Annotated in this window: 14 protein-coding genes; 7 read left to right on the top strand and 7 right to left on the bottom strand. The window is 64.3% G+C overall.

Annotated elements, in window-relative coordinates:
• Positions 1 to 2: 2 nt before the first annotated feature.
• On the top strand, positions 3 to 704 hold the full coding sequence (locus AC1RMY_RS03990; RefSeq protein WP_492862650.1) for a hypothetical protein: 702 nt from the start codon (positions 3 to 5) through the stop codon (positions 702 to 704).
• 15 nt (positions 705 to 719) lie between these two features.
• Here AC1RMY_RS03990 and AC1RMY_RS03985 read toward each other — a convergent pair whose 3' ends face one another.
• Positions 720 to 980 carry a hypothetical protein gene (locus AC1RMY_RS03985; protein WP_492862649.1) on the bottom strand — a complete coding sequence of 87 codons (261 nt, stop codon included), beginning with the start codon at positions 978 to 980 and terminating at the stop codon, positions 720 to 722.
• Positions 981 to 1,327: 347 nt separating this feature from the next.
• Between AC1RMY_RS03985 and AC1RMY_RS03980 the strand changes: the two genes are divergently transcribed.
• Positions 1,328 to 2,710, top strand: a complete 1,383-nt coding sequence (locus AC1RMY_RS03980; protein ID WP_492862648.1) for an undecaprenyl-phosphate glucose phosphotransferase — start codon at positions 1,328 to 1,330, stop codon at positions 2,708 to 2,710.
• A gap of 88 nt (positions 2,711 to 2,798) precedes the next feature.
• Here the strand turns inward: AC1RMY_RS03980 and AC1RMY_RS03975 are convergent, their stop codons facing one another.
• Entirely contained in the window at positions 2,799 to 3,569 is a 771-nt protein-coding gene (locus AC1RMY_RS03975; protein ID WP_492862647.1) for a metallophosphoesterase family protein, read from the bottom strand.
• 139 nt (positions 3,570 to 3,708) lie between these two features.
• Positions 3,709 to 4,911: a polysaccharide biosynthesis/export family protein gene (locus AC1RMY_RS03970; protein ID WP_492862646.1), complete on the bottom strand. Its 1,203-nt coding sequence runs from the start codon at positions 4,909 to 4,911 to the stop codon at positions 3,709 to 3,711.
• A gap of 316 nt (positions 4,912 to 5,227) precedes the next feature.
• Between AC1RMY_RS03970 and AC1RMY_RS03965 the strand changes: the two genes are divergently transcribed.
• Positions 5,228 to 5,884 carry a transglutaminase-like cysteine peptidase gene (locus tag AC1RMY_RS03965; RefSeq protein ID WP_492862645.1) on the top strand — a complete coding sequence of 219 codons (657 nt, stop codon included), beginning with the start codon at positions 5,228 to 5,230 and terminating at the stop codon, positions 5,882 to 5,884.
• Positions 5,885 to 5,978: 94 nt separating this feature from the next.
• Complete coding sequence (locus AC1RMY_RS03960) at positions 5,979 to 6,239, top strand: hypothetical protein (RefSeq protein WP_492862644.1); 261 nt, start codon at positions 5,979 to 5,981, stop codon at positions 6,237 to 6,239.
• A gap of 18 nt (positions 6,240 to 6,257) precedes the next feature.
• On the opposite strand, the gene AC1RMY_RS03955 is transcribed toward AC1RMY_RS03960, so the two are convergent.
• The 4 genes from AC1RMY_RS03955 to AC1RMY_RS03940 all read right to left on the bottom strand — a co-directional run bounded on the left by AC1RMY_RS03955 (position 6,258) and on the right by AC1RMY_RS03940 (position 12,537).
• Positions 6,258 to 7,658, bottom strand: a complete 1,401-nt coding sequence (locus AC1RMY_RS03955; protein ID WP_492862643.1) for an SGNH/GDSL hydrolase family protein — start codon at positions 7,656 to 7,658, stop codon at positions 6,258 to 6,260.
• A gap of 2 nt (positions 7,659 to 7,660) precedes the next feature.
• Positions 7,661 to 8,050: a hypothetical protein gene (locus AC1RMY_RS03950; protein ID WP_492862642.1), complete on the bottom strand. Its 390-nt coding sequence runs from the start codon at positions 8,048 to 8,050 to the stop codon at positions 7,661 to 7,663.
• The gene (locus AC1RMY_RS03945) at positions 8,050 to 8,313 is read right to left on the bottom strand and encodes a spike base protein, RCAP_Rcc01079 family (RefSeq protein ID WP_492862641.1); all 264 of its coding nucleotides are present in this window, start codon (positions 8,311 to 8,313) and stop codon (positions 8,050 to 8,052) included. Before AC1RMY_RS03945 ends, AC1RMY_RS03950 begins: the two co-directional genes overlap by 1 nt.
• Before the next feature lie 189 nt (positions 8,314 to 8,502).
• On the bottom strand, positions 8,503 to 12,537 hold the full coding sequence (locus tag AC1RMY_RS03940; RefSeq protein ID WP_492862640.1) for a family 16 glycosylhydrolase: 4,035 nt from the start codon (positions 12,535 to 12,537) through the stop codon (positions 8,503 to 8,505).
• A 298-nt stretch (positions 12,538 to 12,835) separates the two neighbouring features.
• Between AC1RMY_RS03940 and AC1RMY_RS03935 the strand changes: the two genes are divergently transcribed.
• Genes AC1RMY_RS03935 through AC1RMY_RS03925 form a run of 3 tightly spaced genes read left to right on the top strand, consistent with a single transcriptional unit; the run spans position 12,836 to position 16,240 of the window.
• On the top strand, positions 12,836 to 13,852 hold the full coding sequence (locus AC1RMY_RS03935) for a Gfo/Idh/MocA family protein (protein ID WP_492862639.1): 1,017 nt from the start codon (positions 12,836 to 12,838) through the stop codon (positions 13,850 to 13,852).
• The gene (locus AC1RMY_RS03930) at positions 13,849 to 14,907 is read left to right on the top strand and encodes an NAD-dependent epimerase/dehydratase family protein (RefSeq protein WP_492862638.1); all 1,059 of its coding nucleotides are present in this window, start codon (positions 13,849 to 13,851) and stop codon (positions 14,905 to 14,907) included. Before AC1RMY_RS03935 ends, AC1RMY_RS03930 begins: the two co-directional genes overlap by 4 nt.
• A 40-nt stretch (positions 14,908 to 14,947) precedes the next feature.
• Positions 14,948 to 16,240 carry a lipopolysaccharide biosynthesis protein gene (locus AC1RMY_RS03925; protein ID WP_492862637.1) on the top strand — a complete coding sequence of 431 codons (1,293 nt, stop codon included), beginning with the start codon at positions 14,948 to 14,950 and terminating at the stop codon, positions 16,238 to 16,240.
• Positions 16,241 to 16,242 lie beyond the last annotated feature (2 nt).

Raw genomic sequence — 16,242 nt, 5'->3', positions numbered from 1 at the left:
GCATGCGGCGGCAGCGCTCGCTGACAACGCTGGTTTTCAGGAGCACCACGTTCATCTGCGCGGCCGCCTGCCTTATCCTTGCGGTGAGCCGCCTGCGCGACCAGCCCGATCGGCTCAATCTGACCTCGCTCGAACTGGCCCTGGCCAGCACAGGTACTGCGCCGGCCGCGATGGTCCAGGCCGCACAAGCCTCGGCCGGGCGCCGCGACGGGGATTGCCTGGCGGATTTCCGGCGCGGCGCAATGGCCGTCGCGCTGATCCGGCTCGGCACCGCCCCGGACGATCCCGCAAACCGCGCGACGGCACGTGGCAGCATCGAGGAACGCCTCGCCTGCTCGCCGGCCGATGGCAACGCCTGGCTCCTCCTCGCCGAGATCTCGGCTCTCCAGGGCGAGAGCAGCGACAGGACAGCCGCACTGCTACGTGCGTCGAAGGCCAATGCTCCGCTTGAAGGCTGGGTCGTCGAACGCCGGCTGGCTTTTGCATGCGCCGCTGGCCGCACAGCCACGGCAACGATCGCTGAGGTCCTGCGAGCTGATTTCGCGACCCTGCTTGGAGCGCTGGAGTTTCGGCGCGCTGCGAAACTCTACGAAATCTGCGACGCCGACGCGACGCGTGAACTGGATCTGGCGCTTGCGATCACGCCGCCAGCCATACGTGCCGGTTTCGCCCGCGCCGTCGCCGCGGGCCTTCCTCCGCGCTGAACGGACAGCCGCCGCTCAGGGCCGGTTCGGCACCACCTGGGAGTTAGGGTTCCTCGGCGGAACGGGCCGCGGCTGTTCGGGCCGGATCTGGTCCTGATTCTGGCGCTGCACGGCGCGCCGCTCGATCAGGCGCCGCTCATGGATATCCCGCGCCACATCCCGCTTCGTTTCGGCCAAGGCCTCGCCCGCGATGCCGGAAGCCGCAGCAAGCGCCAAGCTCGCCACGGCGGCCCGCCTGAATATCACTGCACCCATGCCCATCGCGACCTCCTGCACTGCACTAGGTCGGGCCGTCGCCTCATTTGCGCAAGGGGCTGCGGCTGCTTCTCGATCGAAATCCCGCGCAGTTGTCACAATGATTCGCCGATCAAAAAATAGTCACGCGGCGCCCGATCCACCTTCGGACATTGTCGGACGCGGCACACGCCAGGCCGCTCCTGACCTGGTCGCCGCCATCGGATGAGCAAAGTCAGCTAAGCTGTTCAAATTTTATGCAAATTGGAGATATGTGTTGCGATGCACAAAAAATTCGAGCAAATTTGAGTAAGCCTTTAGGATTGACGATGCCGAACTCCGTAGCTCACGAAAAGCGGGCCTTGCGTCCCGCTCGCCCCCCGGTTCGAGTGAGTTATGAGGTCGTCGGCCACGCAATGGCGGCCTGCGACGTCATCCTCATCTTCGTCGCCGCGCAGATCGCCAGCTTGGGCTATCATTCGCTGATCGTGGACGCTGATCGCGACGCCCTGCACTATACCGCGATCGGCTTCGTCTTTGCCGCCTTGGTCGTGCCGTTTTCGCAGTTGCGCGGCAGCTATGATCCCATGAGGATCGGCGACACGGCCGGGCAGATCGTGAAGCTCTTGACGATCTGGTTCTCGGCCATCGCCTTCCTGACGCTTTGCGCCTTCGCCCTGAAGATCGGCGCCAGCTTCTCTCGAGGCGGTGTCAGCTTGTTCGTGGCGTGTTCGCTTCTGCTTCTGATTGGCAACCGTATCTTCTGGAGCCGTTATCTCCGCACCGGGCTGACATCCGGGGCTGTCGCCGCCCGCCGCGTCGCGCTGATCAGCGACGGCTCGGAGGTCAACCGCAAGCAGCTCCTGAGCCGTCTCGAGCAGTGGGGCTACGAGATCGTCCGGCATGTCAGCATCCCCAGCGACAGCGGCGGGAAGCAGCTCGCCCGCGAAACCGTCGATCGCGCGATCGCACAGTTCCGCGGCCTGCATCTCGACGAGATCGTGGTATCGACGTCGCTGCGTCGGCTGACCCATGCCGCGCGCGTCGCCGAGGGTCTGCGCGCGCTTCCGCTGCCCGTGCGACTGGTGATCGATCCGGCGACCTCCGCCATGGCCCTGAAGCCCGTGCGGATGAACGGCGGTTTCCTGACCGTGCAGATGCAGCGGGCGCCGCAGAGCGGCACTGAGCGCGCTCTGAAGCGAGCCTTCGACATCGCCGTCGCCGGAACCGCGCTGTTCCTGCTGTCACCGCTTCTCGTCATGACGGCCCTCGCGATCAAGTTGGACAGCCGCGGCCCCGTCCTGTTTCGCCAGACGCGGCACGGCTTCAACACCACCCCGTTCAAGATCCTGAAGTTCCGCAGCATGCGGGTCATGGAAGACGGCGAGACGGTCAAGCAGGCAACGCGCAACGATTCACGCGTGACCCGCGTGGGCAAGATCATTCGCAGCACGAGCATCGACGAACTGCCCCAGCTCTGGAACGTGCTGCGTGGCGAGATGTCGCTCGTCGGCCCACGCCCGCATGCCGCCGCGCACGATGCCTATTACGAGAACCTGCTCGCGGACTATCCGTTCCGGCAGCATGTGAAGCCGGGCTTGACCGGCTGGGCGCAGGTCAATGGCAGCCGCGGGGAGACACCGACGCTGGACGCCATGGCACGGCGCATCGAGCTCGACATCTGGTACGTCAACAATTGCACGGCCTTGCTCGACATCAGGATTCTCGTCATGACGGCTTTGCAACTCGTCAACGTCAAGAAGGTCTATTGAGCCCGGCTACACGGGGGGCTAGGTCTGCTTCGGCAGATTCTGCTTGGGCCAAGATTGCCGATCCAACTCCCACGAGTTCGGAAGGCGCCTACTGCCCCAGGAACATGACGCCGTCACCTTCCAGCACCATGCAGGTCAATCGGCCGCTGGCATAGGCGCCGGTATCGATGTTGATCCGGTTCGAACGAATCTCGGGAGCGGACACCGGCGAATGGCCGTGGACGACGATCTTCCCGAAGGATTCCTGATGGTCGAGGAATTCGCCGCGGATCCACAGCATGTCCTCGAGGCGCTGAGACGACAGCGGCACGCCGGGCCGCACGCCGGCGTGGACGAAGAAGTAATCCCCGAACACGACGCTGATCTCGAGGCTGTCAAAGAAGGCGCGGTGCGAGGCAGGCAATGTCTCGCCCAGACGAGCGACGGCTTCGGCAAGCCGCTGCACGTCCGGCTGTGCCGGAACCGCGAGACCATACGACATCAAGGTGGCGGTGGCGCCGACCCGGACCCAGTCCATGACGACCTCGGGATCGCGAAGTGCCGCGAACATGAGTTGTTCGTGATTGCCTGAGAGGAAGCAGGTCTCCACGCTCTCGCGTCTTGCGACCAGCATGTCGATGACCGCGCAGGAGTTCGGCCCCCGGTCGATATAGTCGCCGAGATAAATTTCGATCGCCCGCTCCACCGGGTTTTCGCGGCGATGCGCGTCGATCCGCCTGAAATGCGCCGCCAGCAGATCGTGACGGCCGTGGATGTCACCGATCGCGTAGACCCGGGAACCGGGCGGAATCCGCCCGCGTGGCAGGGGCGACCCGCCCCCTTCGCGACGAACTCCAAGCCACTCCGGCCACGAAGCCATGATCATTTTCGCAACCGCGCCTTGCCGACGGCCAGGTCAAGCCGCAGTGCCGAACAAGGCAATCCCGGCCGCGGGAGAACCCTCCGGCCGGGATGTCGAAAGGGTCGGATCGGAGCGCCTCGTCCGCGCACCGTGGCCATTACTGGCGGTAACCCTTGATGATGATGCGGCTGGCATCCGCGTCGGTGACCGTGTTGGCCATGAGTTGCAGCACCTGCAGGAACTTCGTCAGCTCGACGCTCTGGGCGTTCGAAACGAACAGGATGTCCTTGTCCAGAACCGGGAATTTGGTCGCCAGGAAGTAGCCCTGCGGATCGCGCAGATTGACGCGATAGATCACCGGAATCTTGTCGTCGGTGAAGCCGGCGGTATTGTAGCCCATCTTCTCGGCGACACTGCGGCTCTCGATCCGGTAGACGAAGGTCTGCGCCGGATCGCCACGCGAGTCGAGAATGCTGCCGGCCCGCGCGACGGCCTGCGACAGCGTCAGCGTCTCGTTCTCGAAATTGATGAAGCCGTTCTGGCCGGAAGCGCCGAGCGCCAGGAAGGACCGGGTCTCGCGCGACACGCTGATGGTGTCGCCGGGCTTGGTATAGATGTTGTTCGACGGCTCGTTGAGCAGGCGATTGTAATAGATCTTGGTTGTCTTAGACCCGCGCTGCAGGGTGAGATAGGTCTCGTAGGGCGGCCATTTCGAGCCGCCTGCGCGCGTGATGGCATCCAGCATGCGGTCGTTTGAACGCGCCAGCGCGAAACGGGCCGGCGTATTGACTTCACCGGTCACGGTAACCAGCGTCGAACGAGACTCCTGGAGGGTCACGACCGCCTGTGGCTCGATCGCGCGATTGCGAAGCCGCTGCTCGATCGTGTTCTTGACATCGGCCAGACCAACCCCGCTCGCCTTTACGTAGCCGGCAAACGGGACCTGGATCATACCGTTGCGGTCGACCTCCTGTACCGGAAGCGTGACGAAGTTGCCGGCGCGGGACCCCGCCTCCGCCGGAATGAACAGGCCGCCCGCGGCAGCTTCGAAGATCGTGACGTTCACGAGATCGCCCGTACCCAGGACGAGGTTCGGCGTCCCTCCGGGTCCCAGACGCGCGAAACTGTCGCCCAGCGCCTTCGGACCCACTTTCTCCAGCACGCTGATGTTGCCAGGGGCGAGATCGACCAGCAGATAACCCGTGCGCTGCTCGCTTTGGGACTCCTCGGCCTTCAGGGTCAGCGGATTGGGACCTTGCGTGGGAAACGCCTCGCAGCCCGCGAGCACCAGGGCCGTCGCAACGATCATGAGCGCTTTGGCGCCGGTCAGCCCCATGCGGTCACCGTGATTGCCGAACATGAAGTTCCACTCGCCCGATATTGGATAGGTTTGGGACTCCAAGAATAGGCCCGACAGCCCAAAAGCAAGCCTTCCGAAAGCATGAATCCGGGAGTGTATCGCAACTGCAACATAAATCGTGACGGTTGCTGCGACGCAAAAGGCTTCAAACACAAGGGCTTGATTGGTTAATCACGCCCTAAGTCAGGCCAATTAACAATAAACTAAAATGCAAGCAAAAAAGCGAATTTGAAGCGCAGGCCAAAATTATCGCGCGGACTCTATGAAATTCCGGACAGGCGAAAGGAGTTTCATCGTGTCTAGATTGAAGAGCGCCATGTTGATTGCCGGGATCTGCACCGGATTGACCTTCGGCGCAGCCTCAGCCTCCGCCTCACCTGCCACGTACTTCTTCCTGCGCCTCCCACCTCTCGCATCGGCGATGGGAAGCGGCCCGGCGACACTTGCCCCGCTTTCGGCGGTGAGGTTCTGTATTGAGCAGAAGCAGCAATGCGAGGCTTCGCCGGACGAGGTTCTGGGCCTCGATCGCGAACTCTTCGTGACGCTTACCGAAGTCAATTTCCGGGTCAACGACCAGATCCGCCCGACCATGAAGTCGTATGAGGGAGCGGGAACCTGGTCGATCAATCCTGGCGACGGCGACTGCAACGACTATGCGGTCAGCAAGCGTCACGAACTGATGCGGCTCGGCATGCCAGCCAGCGCGCTCCTGCTGGCGGTGGTGCAGACCCGAGCCGGAGAAGGCCATCTCGTCCTCGTCGTGCGGACCGACCGCGGCGACTATGTGCTGGACAACCTCACCAGCCAGATCCGTCCCTGGAACGCCACCGGCTATCGTTGGCTCAAGCGCCAGTCCAGCGAGAACCCGCAATATTGGACGACCGTCGGCCCGGCTCGGGAGCCTCCGGTGCGCCAGCGCCCGGCGGTGACGCTCGCTGCGGCTCAGGCGATGGCCACCGCCCTGGTCTACTGAGGCTAAGGCCTTCTCCGTTCCGTCAGGCGGGGCGGTCATCCACGTGCCGCGTTCGGACTTTCGTTATCGCCTTTTGACTGCTAGCAACGGCACCATGCAGCAGTTCAAGGCTTTTCTCGACGAGCGGCGTGTTGCGCTGATCCGGCGCCTGGCGGGAGACGACCCGGCCAAGACCCTGCGCGTCTATGCTCTCGCCATCTTCCTCACGGGGCTGGTGGCCGGGTGCCTCGTCATGGCTGTGGCGTGGTCCTTCGGCGTGGTTTTGCTCCTGCTGGCGGCCGGTGCGATCGGCTATCTGCTCCGGGCCTTCGTGTCCTACCGCCGCCGCGAGGCCTTCCGCCGTGGCCATCACTAGCGAGTAGGGCGCAAGCCCTCACCCCAGCTTTCGCAGCGCCAGTGCCCCAATGCGGATCGTCGCACCCATGGCCTGGTTCTGGACCCCGCGCAGCATCACTCCGAAACGCAGATTGGCGCCGCTCGGCACAGTCAGGCGCGGCGTGCGCATGACGCCTTTGAGATTGACGTTCGGCAGGAGGTCACCCGCATCGGTCATCGTGTTCATCATGTCGCCATGGAAGCGGATGCCCGTCGCATCGTAGATGAACAGCGAAACCGCGCGCACATTGGCCGGCGCGTCGATCTCGACCTGCGCTACGCCCTCGATGAGGTCGCCGGCCACGATATTCGGCACAGCGCCGCCGTAGCGGATCAGATCAAATGCCGGCGACGTCGCGGTCGGCGTGCCGGAAACCACGACCTGCTGCATCGGCCCGCCGCTGCCCGTCACCTTCGAGTAAGCGAGCGTCAAACCGGCGGTGGCCGTGGAGAACTGCGTCGTCCAACCGTCCGCGAGCATGCCGGAGGTCGTGACGCCCGCCTGCGTCGTGATCGTCCCGGCGGTACCCAGCAAGCGTGGATTGGACGTCAGCAGGCCGCCAGGATTGTCGACGCTCCACGCCCCGGCGCCGCTCATCGGCAGGATGTCGACAGGCGGCAGGATCGCCTTGATCTGATCGGCGATAGAAAGAGCGATTCGATAGGCGCCGGGCGTCATCTGATGTAGACCGTCGCGCGTCAGCCCCTCCTCGATATAGCCGGCATTATTGTTCGCCAGCGACGAGGTGTCGGCGACATCGCGCCAGGGATCGGCGACATAGACGCCGGGAATGCTGCGCTGATCGATGATCCACTGGCGATTGCGCAGGTGCCAGGCCAGGCGCTGCCCGGTCAGGGGCGCGGAGCCCGAATTATAGGTTTGCGAGCCGCGCGGCGTCGGCGCCACGAAGATGACGGTGCGGCCCGCGGCGAGGATCTTGTCGCGGATCGCGGCGAGGTTCGCCACGGTCGCGCTGCTCGCCACCGTGTTCGCCGGGTCGTTGGTTCCGGCAAAGACGACCCAGAGCGCAGCGTCGGACCAGGACAGAGCCGCATCGGTGCGGGCGAGGATCATCGCGGTGGTGTCGCTCGGCACGCCGAAATTCATGCCCCCCGCGACGGCGCTCTGAACGACCGGGGACGACAGGGTGACGCCGTAGCCGGGATCGTAGTCGAACCGCTGGCCGGTCAGGAAACGCAGCCAGCTCTGGATCCCGCCGGTCGCATGGCCGAAATTCCCGGCGTCGTTGATGGACCCTTGCCAAGTCATGCTGTCGCCGAGGAAGGCGACGCGGCGGTTGGCAGGCGGCGGCGCCGGCGCGAGACCGACTTGGCCCGCCGCATCGATGCCGAGCAGGCGCGACAGCGTGCGCGTGGGATAGGTGGCAGCGCGAGGCATGGTCAGGCTCCTGTGATAGTGAAATCGCCTTCGTCGAGGAGAGGTGCGTCGGCCTCGTCGAGCAGGGCGGCGGCGGAGAGCCGCACGGAGATGGTGAAGGACGCCTCGATGGCGCGGATGCCGCTATCGGCCCTGGCCCGGACGATCGGAGCGGGGGCAACGACATGGCTGAGCGGCGTCGTTCCGACGACGAGGTCGCTGCCGGCGAGCGCGAACATCCCGGCTGCGTCGTCGGGCAGGTCGAGCGTCCAATCGGCGGTGCCGCCGCGCCGGACCGAAAGCCCTCCGACGACGGCGCCGGGCGCAGCGTCCTCCTCGATCGACTGCGTTTCCAGCCGGATCGCCGCCCCGCCGCCGCGGGCACGGCCGATGCGTGGTCCCGGGCCTGGCATCAGTAGTAGCCCCGCAGCCCGGTCGCCGTCGTGCCTGTCGCCTTGATGCGGCGCAGCCGCCAGTCAAAGACGTCGCCACCCGCGACAGGCTCCAACGTCTCGACGCCCCCGGCCCAGACCGCCGCGATGACGCCGCCCGCCCCGGTGATCCGGATCTGCCGGGTCACGAAAGGCAGGTCCGCAGCATCGCTGGGTGTGACGGCAAAGGCGCCGATCAGCGGTGTGCCCAATGCCGGCTGCTGCGTGTCGTAGAAATCCGCCATGTCGTCGCTCCAAGGCTCGCTTGAATTTGATAGGATCATTATCCTATCATAAATAGGACTAAAGTCAAGATTGTTAACGCCTCAGACAACAAAAAAGGCGGCGGCCCTGTGGGGCCGCCGCCTGAGACATCCTTGGTAGCGGGATTGCCGGCGTTGACGCCGGGCCGAGTGATCAGACCGGCAGAATGATCAGATCAGCAGAAAATCATGCTCGGTCAGCACCGGCCGGTTCGACAAGGTTGCGATACCGAAGGCATCCGCCCCTCCGGCGCCGTCAGCGTCGAAGCTCAGCAGACCCGTCGTCTTGTCGTAGAGCAACGTGGGGCCGGAGCCCGTCGCCACGGCCTTGGAACTGATGATGAGGTTGTCGCCGAGGGCCAGCGTCGCGAAGCCGTATTCGCTGCCCATGAAGGCAAGGTGATCGGCACCGGCCTTGAAGTCGCTGATCGTGTCGATTCCATTGCTGATCGCCGGCTCGAAGACGAACACATCCGCTCCATCACCCCCGCTGAGGATGTCGTTGCCGGGTCCGCCATAGATCCAGTCGTCGCCGATGCCGGCGGAGATGCGGTCATCGCCCGCGCCGCCATAGAGCGCGTCGTTGCCAGCCCCGCCATCGATCACATCGGCTCCTTCACCAGCATAGATCGTATCGTTGCCGTTCTGGCCGTAGAGTGTGTCATCACCGGCTCCACCGTCGATGAAATCGCCACCTTCACCGCCATAGATCGTGTCGTTCCCGTTCTGGCCGAAGAGCTGATCGTCGCCAGCCCCGCCATCGAGCGTATCGTTCCCATCCTCCCCGAAGAAAACGTCCTTGCCGTCGCCGCCATAGAGCTTGTCGTCGCCGGCGCCGCCATAGAGCCAATCGTCACCCGCGCCGCCATAGAGTGTGTCGTTGCCATCCTGTCCGAAGAGCTGGTCATCTCCAGCACCGCCATCGAGAGTATCGTTGCCCGCCTCGCCATATAGGACATCCGCACCGTCCTGGCCGAAGAGCCGGTCATCGCTCGCGCCGCCGTAGAGGGTGTCATTGCCAGCGCCGCCATAAAGCGAGTCTGCGCCTGCCCCGCCGAAGAGACGGTCGTCGCCGGCGCCGCCATAGAGCGTAGTGTTGACGTCACTCGTCCAGACCATCTGGCCCGAAACCGAGTTGCTGGCCGAGACAATGTCCGTCACGAACACGAAATCGGCCTGGCTCAGGCTCGTGACGCCATCCAGCTGGAAGATGTCCGTGCCGCTGTCATGATGGACCGTCCAGACGTCGCCGATATTGGTGAGATAGGCACCAGGCGCGTAGCCGACGAGGCGCAGCGTGTCGCGCTCGGCCAGCCCGGCCTGCGAGCCATGGAAGTCGGTGATCCAGTCGAAGCCACTGCCCTTCTCATAGACGAATACGTCGTTGCCGGCGCCGCCGGTGATGTAGTCGTTGCCGCCCTTGCCGTTCAGCGTGTCGGCGCCGCTCGAGCCGATCATGCGGTTGGCCAGCCCATTGCCGACTCCAGTCCCGCCGCCTGCCATCATGGTCAGGTTCTCGACATTGTCGGAGAGTGCGTAAGAGACATAGGACTGCACCGTGTCGATGCCTTCATTGGCACGCTCGACAACAACCTGGTCCGAGGCCGTGATCAGGTAGCTGTCGTCGCCTTTGCCGCCATGGAATGCGACCGCCCCCCCACCTGGTTCGAAGCGCTCATTCGCCGAGGAGCCATAAAGCGTCTCGCCGGCGCTCGAACCGAGCAGCCATCGCGTCACAGCCTGGCTTTCGGCCGGGACGGCGTTGAGGCGGAAATTCTCGGCTACGAAGTCCTGGATCTTGGTGTTGCGCAGCACCAGTGTCTCGAATTCGTTGAGCGCGATATAGGTATCGGCACCGACCTGCGTCATCGCCGCCTTGACCTCCTCGAAGGTCGAGAAGCGGAAATCCTCGAGTTGGATGACGTTGCCCGCGCCCTTGCCGGCCCTGAAATCCGTGATGATGTCGGAGCCGTCGCCGCGACTGAAGACGAAGACATCGCTACCGCCCCCGCCGGTCAGGATGTCGTTCCCCTCACCACCGGTGATGATGTTGGTGCCAGTGCTTCCTGTGATAATGTTCGCCTGGCCGTTGCCGGTCAGCTTGGACCAGGCCGTGCCCGCAACTGCGGTCAGATTTTCGACATTGTCGGACAGCGTGTAGCTCGTCGAGGCGACGACCGTGTCGATGCCGCCGTCAAATGCCTCGACGACCTTGGTCGCGCTGTTGTTGACGATATAGGTGTCGTCTCCCGCTCCACCCGCCAACGTGTCGAGCCCGAGGCGACCGTTGAGCGTGTCGTTACCCGCCGTGCCGACGAGATTGTCATTGCCGAGCGTGCCGGAGATGTAATTGGTCGAAGCTCCGGAGGTCTTCAGCGTGTACCCGGCGAGCGTGTACTCGGAAATCTGGTAGGCGGCGATATAGTCGATTTTGAACTGCGCGGTCAGGTCGCCGGCAGCCTCGCCCGGCCAGCTGTTTGCCCCGCCCATGGCGAGATTAGCGATGAGATAGGCCGGGCTGTTGAGGTCGGTCGGCGTCGCAAACGTCATCGTCAGCTTGCCGTCGACATAGTAGGAGATCTCATAGGGCGTCCACTTGACGCCATAGGTATGCATCCCGCCGTCATCCAGCCCGAGTCCACGCGCCCAGCTACCATCGGTCTGCGAACCGTTCGCCGAGACCACGCCGTGATGCACCTCTCCGGCCCTGTCGCCGAAGGCTTCCATCACATCGATCTCCGGCCCCGCGACATGCTGCACCGGCAGCAGCCAGAAGGCGGGCCATGCCCCCCTGCCTTCGGGAAGCTCGGCGCGGATCTCGAAATAGCCGTAGGTCTGGGCGAAACTGGATTGGGTCGAGATATATCCCGACGAAAAGTCATAGCCCTTGGTCTGCGCCGAAAGGGACGAATCGATCGGGCTGGCGGTAATGATCAGATTGCCATCGACGATCGTGAAGGGGTTGAGCCCCAGCGATTCCTGGCCCGTGACACCGGTGAGCCCCTTGAAATCGGCGTCAGTGTAGATCTGCCGCTCGTCGTTGACCGGCATCGTATAGGCCTGGTCGAACGAGCCCTCTGAGGTCGTGCTCCAGGTTCCCTGCCCATTCACGACCCGGTCGAAGCTTTTGAAATCGTCGCGGAAGGTCTGGACCATCGCACTGGTGTTGATGGGCAGCGCGATGTTCGCCGGAACGACCTGGGCCAGCGTAACGTTCTGCAAGGTGACGGTCTGTCCGCTGCCGAGCGACAGGACGACGTCCTTCCCGACCTGCGTCATGGCCGCCTTGACCTCGGCAAAGCTGCCGAAGACGGAGCCATCGAGGCGCAGGACGTCGCCGCCGGTACCAGTCTTGAAGTCGAGGATCGAGTCCTGGCCATCGCCCTTGCCGATGGCGAAAATGTCGTTGCCGCTGCCTCCGGTCAGGATGTCGTTGCCCTTGCCGCCGATGATCAGATTGTCCTGCGCGTTGCCGGTGATCGTGTTGTCGAGGTCGTTGCCGATGGCGGACGAGCGCCAGTCGCCGCGCATGACCAGATTTTCGACATTCGCCGGCAGCACGAAGCCATCGGCGCTGTAGGTGATGACGGTGTCGTTGCCGCCTCCCGCCGTTTCGACCACCTTGGTGTTCATGTCGTAGGCGTAATAGACGTCATCGCCTTGACCGCCGGCGAGGGTGGCGTGCGAGGTCGTCTCGGTGCTGGCGAGTTGGTCGTTGCCGGTCGAGCCGTTGACGGTGACGCCATTCTTGGACGCGGAAAGCCATTTGGAAACAGCGGTGGTCGGCTCCGCTACGTCGAGCCGGAGATTGGCGGCCGTCAATTGCGAGGCCGAGACATTCTTCAAGGTCAGCGTCTCACCGCTGCCGAGATTGACGACGAGATCGGCCCCCACTGCTTTCGCCGCGGCGAGCACATCCTTGAGGCTGCCGAAGCCGTATCCCTGGAGGCGGAGCGTTTCCAGGGCGGCCGGATTGAAGTCAGAGATTGTGGCCGATCCGTTGCCCTTCGTCAGCACTAAGCTGTCGCGGCCCGCACCGCCGGTCAGCACATGAGCGAAACGCCCGCCATAAAGGATATCGTCGCCGGCGCCGCCAACGATCTTGTCGCCGCTCGTAGCAGCGGTCGCGGAAATGATGCTTGCACCTGCCTGAATTTGCGCCATAACGTCGATCTCGTCCCGATAGCTGTCCCCGGCTTCGATCACGCGGTATCGAGCTTAAGATTGGCGGGCGCATTTTGCTAGAATTTGATGGGAAACCGCCCGTCGCGCCGCTCCCTGCCTACCGTGGCAAATGGCCTCTCGACCCCGCCGGGCGCATTTTGTGCATCGCAGTAAGAATTCGGTAGGGCGGCGCACGGTTTGTGCGTCGCACAAATGCACTTGCCTCGACAGATGGAGTCGCTAAGAGTGGCGCCATCGACCGGGCGGCGACGTTGGGGGAGCATCCTTCGGCCTGCGAAACCCGGCATCGGGATGAAGCGGTTGACGACGGGCTGAGCGGATGGCGCAGGATTTCTCTCTGGCTGTGATCGGTTGCGGCGCGATCGCCGAAGCCTATTATTTCCCCGTCCTCTCGGCCGATCCCGTCTGGCGCAAGGCTGTCTGGCTGGTCGAGCCCTCCGTCGAGCGCCGCAACAAGCTCGCATCGGCAAACGGCTTCGAGGCCGGCCAGTGCGTTTCCAGTATCGACGAGCTGCCGCCCGCCGTCACCGCCGCGATCAACGCGACGCCCAGCCATGTCCATGTCGTCACCACGGCACCGCTGCTCGCTCGCGGCGTCAGCGTCATCGTCGAGAAGCCGCTGGCTGAATTCGCCGATGAGGCCCGCGGGCTGATCGCGACCGCCGCCGGGCACAACTGCAAACTGACCGTCAACCAGTTGCGCCGCTTCGGGCCTTCCTATCTGTTGGCGAAGGACTATATCGCGAGCGGCAAGCTCGGCACCGTGACGTCGCTGACCTGGGAAGAGGGCCACCGCTTCGACTGGCCGACGCAGTCCGGCTTCAATTTCCGCCGCCCCTGGCCGAAGGGGCGTCCGCGCGGTGCGCTGCTCGACATCGGCGTGCACGTCCTCGACATGATCGCCTGGTGGCTCGGCGAGGAGCTCTCCGTGAAGGCGGCCACGGTCGATGGCTATGGCGGCCCCGAAGCCATGGTCACCGCGCAGCTCGCGACCTCCACCGCCAGGGTCGATATCGCGATCAGCTTCCTTGAGAAGCTGAAGAACGGCTACTTGATCGAGGGCACCAAGGGGTCGATCCGCGGCAAGACGGCCGATGTGGATTCGATCGAGTTCAAGCCGCAGGGCGGTTCCTGGAACCGTATCGCGGCGCCCGGCAGCACCAGCCGCGTCGATCATGCCCGTCGCTTCGTCGGCAATTTTCTGGCCGCGATCGAGGGCAAGGAGAAGCTGCTGATCGAGGCCGAGAGCGTTGTTCCCGCCCTGGCTGCGATCGACGCGATCTACGAGAACGCCGTCGAGCAGATGCCACGCTATTACAAGGAGTGGGTGGCGTGAAAAAGCCTGTCGTCCTCATCACGGGAGCCGGCGGCTTCATTGGCGGCTGGATCGCGGAAGCCTTCCATCTCGGCGGCTGGGCCGAGGTCAAGGCCGGCATCAGCCGCTGGTCGAGCGCCGCGCGCATCGCCCGCTTCCCGATGGACATCGTCCGCTGCGACATCATGAACAAGGATTCGCTCGATGCGGCGCTCAAGGGCGTCGACATCGTCGTCCATTGCGCCCGCGCCAAGGGCAATGACAACACGGTCACGCTGAACGGCACGCGGCTGCTGCTGGAGCGCGTCAAGGCTGCCGGCGTGAAGAAGATGATCTTCATGAGCTCGGTCGCGACCTATGGCGAGGCCACCGGCATCGTCACCGAGGATACACCGCCCACAGCGCCCGTCAGCATCTACGGCGAAGGCAAGCGCCAGGCCGAGGCGATGTGCAAGGAGTTCGCGGACGAGAACCTCGCCATCTCGATCATCCGGCCGACATTGGTCTACGGGCCGTTCTCCGATCTCTGGACGACGCCCTACATCACCCGCTTCGCCTCCGGCAAATGGCGTGCGCTGGGTGCGCTGGGCGAAGGCAAGTGCAATCTCGTCTATGTCGGCGATCTCGTGCGCCAGACCCGCTTCCTGATCGAGAACGACGTCGGCCCCTACCAGGTCTTCAACGGCAACGGCCCCGAGATCTGCACCTGGAACTCTTATCTCGAGCGCTTCAACGCCGCGCTTGGCCATCCGCCGCTCGCCGCGCCCTCGTCCAATCTCGGGCTGCAGGTGGTGGTGCGCCGGCCTGTGCGCGCCGTCGGCAAGTATCTGCTCGCCAACCACCGCAATCTGCTCGTCGAAGCCTCCAACCGCAGCCCGCGCCTCAAGGCGCTGATGAAGAAGACGGAAGAGGACCTGAAGCTCAAGCCCAATGACGACGACATGCAGCGCTACGCGATGGACGTGACCTACTCGATGGAGAAGGCGGCGTCCTTCGGCTATCTGCCGCAGGTCTCGGTCGACGAAGGCATCGCGCTCAGCGTCGAATGGGCGAAGAGCATGAGGCTCGCCGCGTGACGTCGCGCGCCGCGCTCGTCCGGCCGGCGTGGTAGGCTTCATGCTGCGGCTTCTCAAGCGCGCCGGCAAGGACGACATCGTCGGCACGATCTGGGCGTTTGTCGGCCTGCTCGGCCCGTCGGTGCTGCAGCTGGTCTATACCATAGTCGCCGCCCGCACCCTCGAGCCATCGGATTTCGGCTACCTGATGCTCTGCGCCTCGGTGGGCACGATCATGATGGCGCTGTCGGGCTTCGGCGCTGGCGGGCTGGTCCTGCGCCTGACCGCGCGTCAACCAGAGAAAGCGGGGGATTTCCTAGGGCAGTCGATCGCCTGGACACTCGCCGTCAGCCCGCTCGTCGGCGCAATCACGATTGCGATTATGTTCGCTGTCTCGCCGGGTCCGATGCCGATCTGGCTTGCCCTCTGCATCGGCTTCTCCGAACTCGTCTCCTGGCGCATCGCGATGAACTGCCAGCAGGTCTTCATCGGTCGGGGCCAGCAGTTCCGCGCCGCGCTCGTCGGCATGTTCATTCCGCTCGGCCGGCTCGTCGCGGCGTTGATCGTCATCTCGGTGGCGCCAGTGCATCCGCTCTTCGCTTTCGCCATCGCCTATCTGGTCTCGACCTTCGTCTCGATGCTGTGCGCCCTGGCTTACACACTCGGCCAAGCCGGGCGACTGCGGCTTTTCCTGCGCCCCTTCGACCTGCTTGGGGGCGCGAGCTTCGCTCTGACCTCGTTCAACGCCGCCGTGCAGGTCGAAAGCGACAAGCTCATCCTGGCCTTCTTCGCGACCCCGGCCGATGTCGGCGTCTACGCCGTCGCAGCACGCCTGATGGACGGGCTTTATGCGCCAACACGCGCACTCAAGCAGACCCTTCAAGCGCGTATGTACAGGGCCGGCTCCGGCGGCTCGGTTGCCGTTTTGAAGATCGTCGCGGGCATCGTTCCGCTGATCCTGTTGTTCGGAATCGCCGCCTGGGTCGGCGTGGTGGTGGCGACACCGCTCGTCGTCTGGGTCTTCGGCCCGAAATACGCGACGCTGGGCCATATCCTTCCGCTGATCGCGGCGCTGCCGCTGCTGCGGTCCTTCGCCGAGATCGGGTCCGAGCTTTTTCTCGCTTCGGATCGCGCCGGCTTCCAGACCGCCATGCAGTTGTCGACGACTGCATTCAGGGTCGGCATCTCGGTCATCCTGATCGCCAGATGGCAGCTCGACGGCGCTGTCGCCGCCGCGCTGCTGAGCGCCGGGGCGGTCGGAGCGGTCTACTGGACGGTCGCCTGGCTGGCCCTGCGCCGCCATAACGGCCTAGCCTTGAAAACCACGGATGCAGCAGCGAAGGACGAGGTGTAGCG

It is taken from the genome of Allobosea sp. GW822-FHT03F07, from assembly GCF_058801345.1.
The sequence above is the reverse complement of the archived record's forward strand: the minus strand, read 5'-3'. Positions and strand labels throughout refer to the sequence as shown.